Source organism: Variovorax sp. P1_H12_2, from assembly GCF_056405335.1.
Genome location: NZ_JBFUCI010000437.1, coordinates 1 through 5,148, shown reverse-complemented (window position 1 = coordinate 5,148; position 5,148 = coordinate 1). Strand labels below are relative to the sequence as shown.

Annotated in this window: 6 protein-coding genes; 4 read left to right on the top strand and 2 right to left on the bottom strand. The window is 69.7% G+C overall.

The window, feature by feature from the left end; translation table 11 throughout:
- A partial coding sequence (locus AC1D2K_RS29390) for a phospholipase D-like domain-containing protein (protein ID WP_478093304.1) occupies positions 1 to 268 on the top strand: 268 nt, incomplete at its 5' end.
- A gap of 75 nt (positions 269 to 343) precedes the next feature.
- The gene (locus AC1D2K_RS29385) at positions 344 to 1,021 is read left to right on the top strand and encodes a dienelactone hydrolase family protein (protein WP_478093306.1); all 678 of its coding nucleotides are present in this window, start codon (positions 344 to 346) and stop codon (positions 1,019 to 1,021) included.
- A 45-nt stretch (positions 1,022 to 1,066) separates the two neighbouring features.
- Here AC1D2K_RS29385 and AC1D2K_RS29380 read toward each other — a convergent pair whose 3' ends face one another.
- Complete coding sequence (locus AC1D2K_RS29380) at positions 1,067 to 2,128, bottom strand: ROK family protein (protein WP_478093302.1); 1,062 nt, start codon at positions 2,126 to 2,128, stop codon at positions 1,067 to 1,069.
- Between the two features lie 34 nt (positions 2,129 to 2,162).
- On the bottom strand, positions 2,163 to 3,023 hold the full coding sequence (locus AC1D2K_RS29375; protein WP_478093300.1) for an alpha/beta fold hydrolase: 861 nt from the start codon (positions 3,021 to 3,023) through the stop codon (positions 2,163 to 2,165).
- Between the two features lie 25 nt (positions 3,024 to 3,048).
- Between AC1D2K_RS29375 and AC1D2K_RS29370 the strand changes: the two genes are divergently transcribed.
- Both AC1D2K_RS29370 and AC1D2K_RS29365 read left to right on the top strand, forming a co-directional pair.
- Complete coding sequence (locus AC1D2K_RS29370) at positions 3,049 to 4,596, top strand: ABC transporter permease/substrate-binding protein (RefSeq protein ID WP_478093298.1); 1,548 nt, start codon at positions 3,049 to 3,051, stop codon at positions 4,594 to 4,596.
- A 28-nt stretch (positions 4,597 to 4,624) separates the two neighbouring features.
- Positions 4,625 to 5,148 (top strand): NAD-dependent epimerase/dehydratase family protein (locus AC1D2K_RS29365; RefSeq protein ID WP_478093296.1); only part of this gene is annotated, 524 nt, incomplete at its 3' end.

Genomic DNA, 5,148 nt, shown 5'->3' with positions numbered 1-5,148 from the left:
CTTCAGGATGCTGCCCTTCATGGCCCATGCCAAGGCGGTGGTGATGGACGACGACCTGGCGCTGTGCGGCTCGATCAATCTCGACCTGCGCAGCCTGCTGCTCAACCACGAGGCGGCGGTGGTGTTCTACGGCCGCGCCGAGATCGACTGGCTGGCGCAATGGATCGAGACCACCGCCTCGGCCGGCGAGACCTACCGGGCACGCACGCCGGGGCTGCTGCGCGACGTTGCCGAGGGGCTGCTGCTCACGATCGCCTTCCAGCTTTGAGCGATGCACGCGAACATGCCCCATGTCCGATACTCCCTGTCTTGACCCCAACATCAGGAGAGACTCATGGGAACCATGATCGAATTCAAGCGCCCGGATGGCGGCGCAGTGCAAGGTTATCTGGCCGAGGCCGAAAAGGCCTTCGGGTCGGTGGTCGTGATCCAGGAGTGGTGGGGATTGAACGACCAGATCCTCGGTGTGGCCCAGCGATTCGCGCAAGCCGGCTTCACCGCGCTGGTGCCCGATCTCTATCGCGGAAAGAAGACCGTCGAGGCCGAGGAAGCCCACCATCTGATGAGCGGGCTGAACTTCGCCGACGCGGCCTCGCAGGACGTGCGCGGCGCGCTGCAGTATCTGAAGGCGCGCGGCGGCAAGGTGGGCGTCACCGGCTACTGCATGGGCGGCGCGTTGACCCTGCTGGCCTCGTCGATGGCGTCCGAGGCCGATGCCGGTGTGATCTGGTATGGCTACCCGCCGCTGGAGTATGTCGATGCCTCGAAGATCACCGTGCCGCTGATGGCGCATTGGGCCACGCAGGACGCGGCGTTCGCCATCGCCGGCGTCGATGCCCTCGAAGAGAAGCTGAGCGCGGCGGGCGTGCGCTATGAAGGGCATCGCTACCAGGCCCATCACGGCTTCGCCAACGAAACCGCACAAGGCCCGGGCCGGATCCCCATCACGCAATACGACGCCGTCTGGGCCCAGCTCGCCTGGGACCGCACGCTGCGCTTCTTCGGCCGGGAACTCGGCTGACGGCGGTCGGTCGCGGCCGCCGATGCGGCGGCCCGATCGACGTGCCTACTTCGGCTTGTTCGTGTAGCTGGCATTGCCCAGCCCGGTGCCGATCGTCAGCACCGCCCAGCGCTTCACGTCCCGCATGAACGGCAATTCGCTGAGGCCCTGCACCACCGCATCGTTGTGCAGCAGCGCCACGGTCGGCGCCCCGGCGATGGCCGGGATCTTCTTGCACAGCTCGCTCGGCAGGTGGAAGTTGTCGCTGTCCCAGTCGCCCGGCAGGTTCTGCGCGCCGCGCGAGATCGAGCCGTCCTTGCGGATCAGCCCCGGGCAGGCGATGCCGATGAAGGGCGCCAGGCGGATGCCCTTCTTCCTGCCGTAGCGGATCTGCGCCTCGAGCATTTCGGCCAGGCGGTCGATCAGCAGCGTGCGGCTCGGTCGCTCGTCGGCGTGGCGCCATTTCTCGCGCCGCATCACCTTGGCCTTCGACAGGTCGGGCGCGCGCTTCTTGCGCAGCTTGACGATGCCGCAGCGCACGTTGGTGCCGCCGATGTCGAGCGCGAGGATGGCGTCGTGRCCCTTCAGCACCGGCGGCGGCACGAGGTGCACCCAGCCGAGCAGGCCGCCGTCGTCCGGCTCGTGGCAGATCCGGGCCAGTTCCACCGACGCCTTGAGGTCCTGCAGCATGGCTGCCGCCTGCAGCACGGCGCGCTCGCCCACGTCGCTGCCCGGGAATCCGCCGCCGATCACGATCCGCTCCACGCCGGCCCACGACGGCTGGCGCAGGAAGCGTTCGATCACCCAGGCCAGCTCCTGCGCGAACGCCTCGATCGCGCCGTGAAGCATGTCCGAAGCCTCGGACGCCTTGCTCCGGCCGATCGCCTGGTCGAGTTCCCGCTTGCCGAGGTCCTTCGAATGGACGCCGCCCAGCGGGTCCCTGCCCTTGCGCCGACGGCGCTGGCGCCAGCGCTCCAGCAGTTGCCGGAAGGCGGTCTGGCTGGCCTGGTCGCCGATGAAGCCGTCCTTGTCGCGCAGCTGGAGGCTGTAGCTCTCGACCGTCACGCAGAGCAATTCGCGGGCGCCGTGCGCTTCGGCAAGCGGCATCGCCTGCGGATCCTTGGCCATTGCTTTTTTCACTTCTTGCCGGAGGCGATATCGCTCAGTCGGCCGTGGTCTCGAGGATCAGCCGCGCCGTCTCTTCCGGCGCATCCCAATGGGGGTAGTGGCCGCAGCGCTCGAACCAGTGCAGCCGCGCATCGGGGAACAGCTGTTGCGCGCGTGTTGCCTGCCTGGGAGGGCAGACGCGATCGAGGCGGCCCCAGCCGATCACCATCGGCCTGCGCATCCGCCCGCGGGGCGCGCCCTCCAGCGGCGCCCCGCGCATGCAATCCTTCAGCATCGGATCGAAGGACCGGGCCGAGGCGTAGCTGCGCATTTCCTCCAGCACCAGAGCCGGCGACAGCTGGTGAGCGCGCGGCGAGAACCGCGCCAGAAACAGCGATCGCGACCACCCATGGGCGGCCATCGACGGCATCGCGAACTTCAGCGTCCGCGCGAGGCGCATCGACATGCGGATCGCGCCCTGGAACGCCAGGCGCTCCCATCCGGCCCAGAAGCCGCCCGGGTCGAGCAGGACCACCGTGCCCAGCGCCTCGCCGCGACGCGCCAGCTCGAGCACCAGCCGCGCGCCCATCGAACTGCCGACGGCATCGGTGCCCAGCAGATCGTGCTCGCGCAGGAATTGCGCCACCGCAGCGGCCAGCGTCTGCATCGAGACTTCGCCCGCCAGCGGCGGGCTCTTGCCGAAACCCGGGAGATCGATCGCCACCACGGCGCGTTCGGCGGCCAGAGGTTGGAGGATGGTTTGCCACGTGTGCCAGCTGCTGCCCAGTCCATGCACCAGCAGCAGAGGCTTTCCTTGACCGTGGCGGACATAGTTGATCAGCATCCGCCCACTATGGCTGGCCTGGGTGCCGGGCAGCATCAGCACGACGCACCATCGGCTGTAGGAGAAGGGCATCTTCGCGCGCCGATACACTGGCCCGATGCAATTGCCTCGTCGCAGGTGGCTCGCCGCCCTGGCCTTCCTGGCCCTCTTTTGCGCCGCCCTGGCTTCGACCGCCCAGGAGCAGCCGCTGCGCATCGGCTCCAAGCGCTTCACCGAGTCCTACATCCTGGCCGAGGTGCTGGCCCAGACCGCGGCGCCCCGGACTCCGGTCACACCGGTGGTGCGGCAGGGGCTCGGCAACACGGCCATCGTCTACGAGGCCCTGCGCTCCGGCGGGATCGACCTCTACGCCGAGTACACCGGCACCATCGCGCTGGAGATCCTCAAGGGCTCGCCATCGATGACGCTCGAAGCCATGAACGCCGCCTTGCGGCCGCTCGGCCTCGGCGTGGCGGTGCCGCTCGGCTTCAACGACGGCTATGCGCTCGCCATGCGCGCCGCCGACGCCGAGCGGCTCGGCGTGCGCACCCTGAGCGACCTGGCCGGCCATCCGGCGCTGCGGCTCGGCCTCTCGAACGAGTTCATCGGCCGCGCCGACGGCTGGCAGGGCCTGGCGGCGCGCTACGGCTTCGGCCAGACGCCGACCGGGCTGGACCACGGACTGGCCTACGAGGCGATCGCGGCGAAGCAGATCGACGTCATGGACATCTACACCACCGACGCCAAGATCGACCACCTGGGCCTGCGTGTGCTCGAGGACGACCGGCGCTATTTCCCGCGCTACGACGCGGTGCTGCTGTACCGGCTCGACCTGCCGACGCGGCTTCCCGAAGCCTGGGCCGCCTTGCAAAGGCTCGGGGGCCGCATCGACGAGCGCTCGATGATCGCGATGAACGCGCGCGCCGAACTGCAGGGCGTGGCCTTCGACGTCATCGCGCGCGATTTCCTGGCGGCGGGGCAGCCCGGAGCAAAGGCCGCCGCCGCGACCGACGTCGCGGCCCGCGGCTTCATGGCCAAGCTGTTCGGCCCCGACCTGGGTCGGCTTGCTCGCCAGCACCTGCTGCTGGTCGCCATCTCGGTCGGCGTCGCGATCCTGATCGCCGTGCCGCTGGGGATCGCGGTGTTCGCGCACCTGCGGTTGCGCGCCCTCGTGCTGGGCTTGACCGGCCTGCTGCAGACCATCCCCTCGCTGGCGCTGCTGGCGATCCTGATCTCGCTGCTCGGCGTGATCGGCACGCTGCCGGCGCTGATCGCGCTGACGCTCTATTCGCTGCTGCCGATCATGCGCAATACCGTGACCGGGCTCGCCGAAGTGCCCGCCGGCCTGCGCGAGGCCGGCACGGCACTGGGCCTGACCGGCGGGCAGAACCTGCGCGTGGTGCTGCTGCCGCTGGCGCTGCCCACGCTGCTGGCCGGGGTGCGCACCGCGACCACCATCGCGATCGGCACCGCCACCATCGCCGCCTTCATCGGCGCCGGCGGCTTCGGCGAACGCATCGTGACCGGGCTCGCGCTCAATGACCGCCAATTGCTGGTCGCGGGCGCGGTGCCGGCCGCGGTGCTGGCGCTGCTGAGCGAGGCGCTGTTCGAAGCCATCGAAGCCTTCATGCGCCGTCGCCGCGGGGGCGCTCCGGCCTCGGCTTAGACTCGCCTTCCCAAGAAGGCTCTCGCACATGCACATCGTCATCACCGGCGGCGCCGGATTCGTCGGCGCCCGGCTGGCCCGCACCCTGCTCGCCGGCGCGCAACGCTCACTCGCCGGAGCCCTCCCCGCATCGATCACGGCGATCACCCTGGTCGACCGCGCAGCGCCGCCGCCCGACCTCGCGGCCGATCCGCGCGTCGCCGCGGTGGTCGGCGACCTCAATGAACTGCTCGCCAGCGCACCCGAGCGCGTGCTGCCGCCGGGCACCGCGCTGGTCTTCCACCTGGCCGCCGCGGTCAGCGGCGAATGCGAGGCCGATTTCGACCTCGGGATGCGCAGCAATTTCGCCGCCACGAATGCCCTGCTCGACGCCTGCCGCCGGGTCGGCACCGTGCCGACACTGGTGTTCTCGAGCTCGCTCGCGGTCTTCGGCGATTCGCCTGAACAACCGCTGCCGACGGTGATCACCGACCAGACGCTGCCGACGCCGCAGACCAGCTACGGCATCCAGAAATTCGTCGCCGAGCAGTTGGTGGCGGACTACACGCGCAA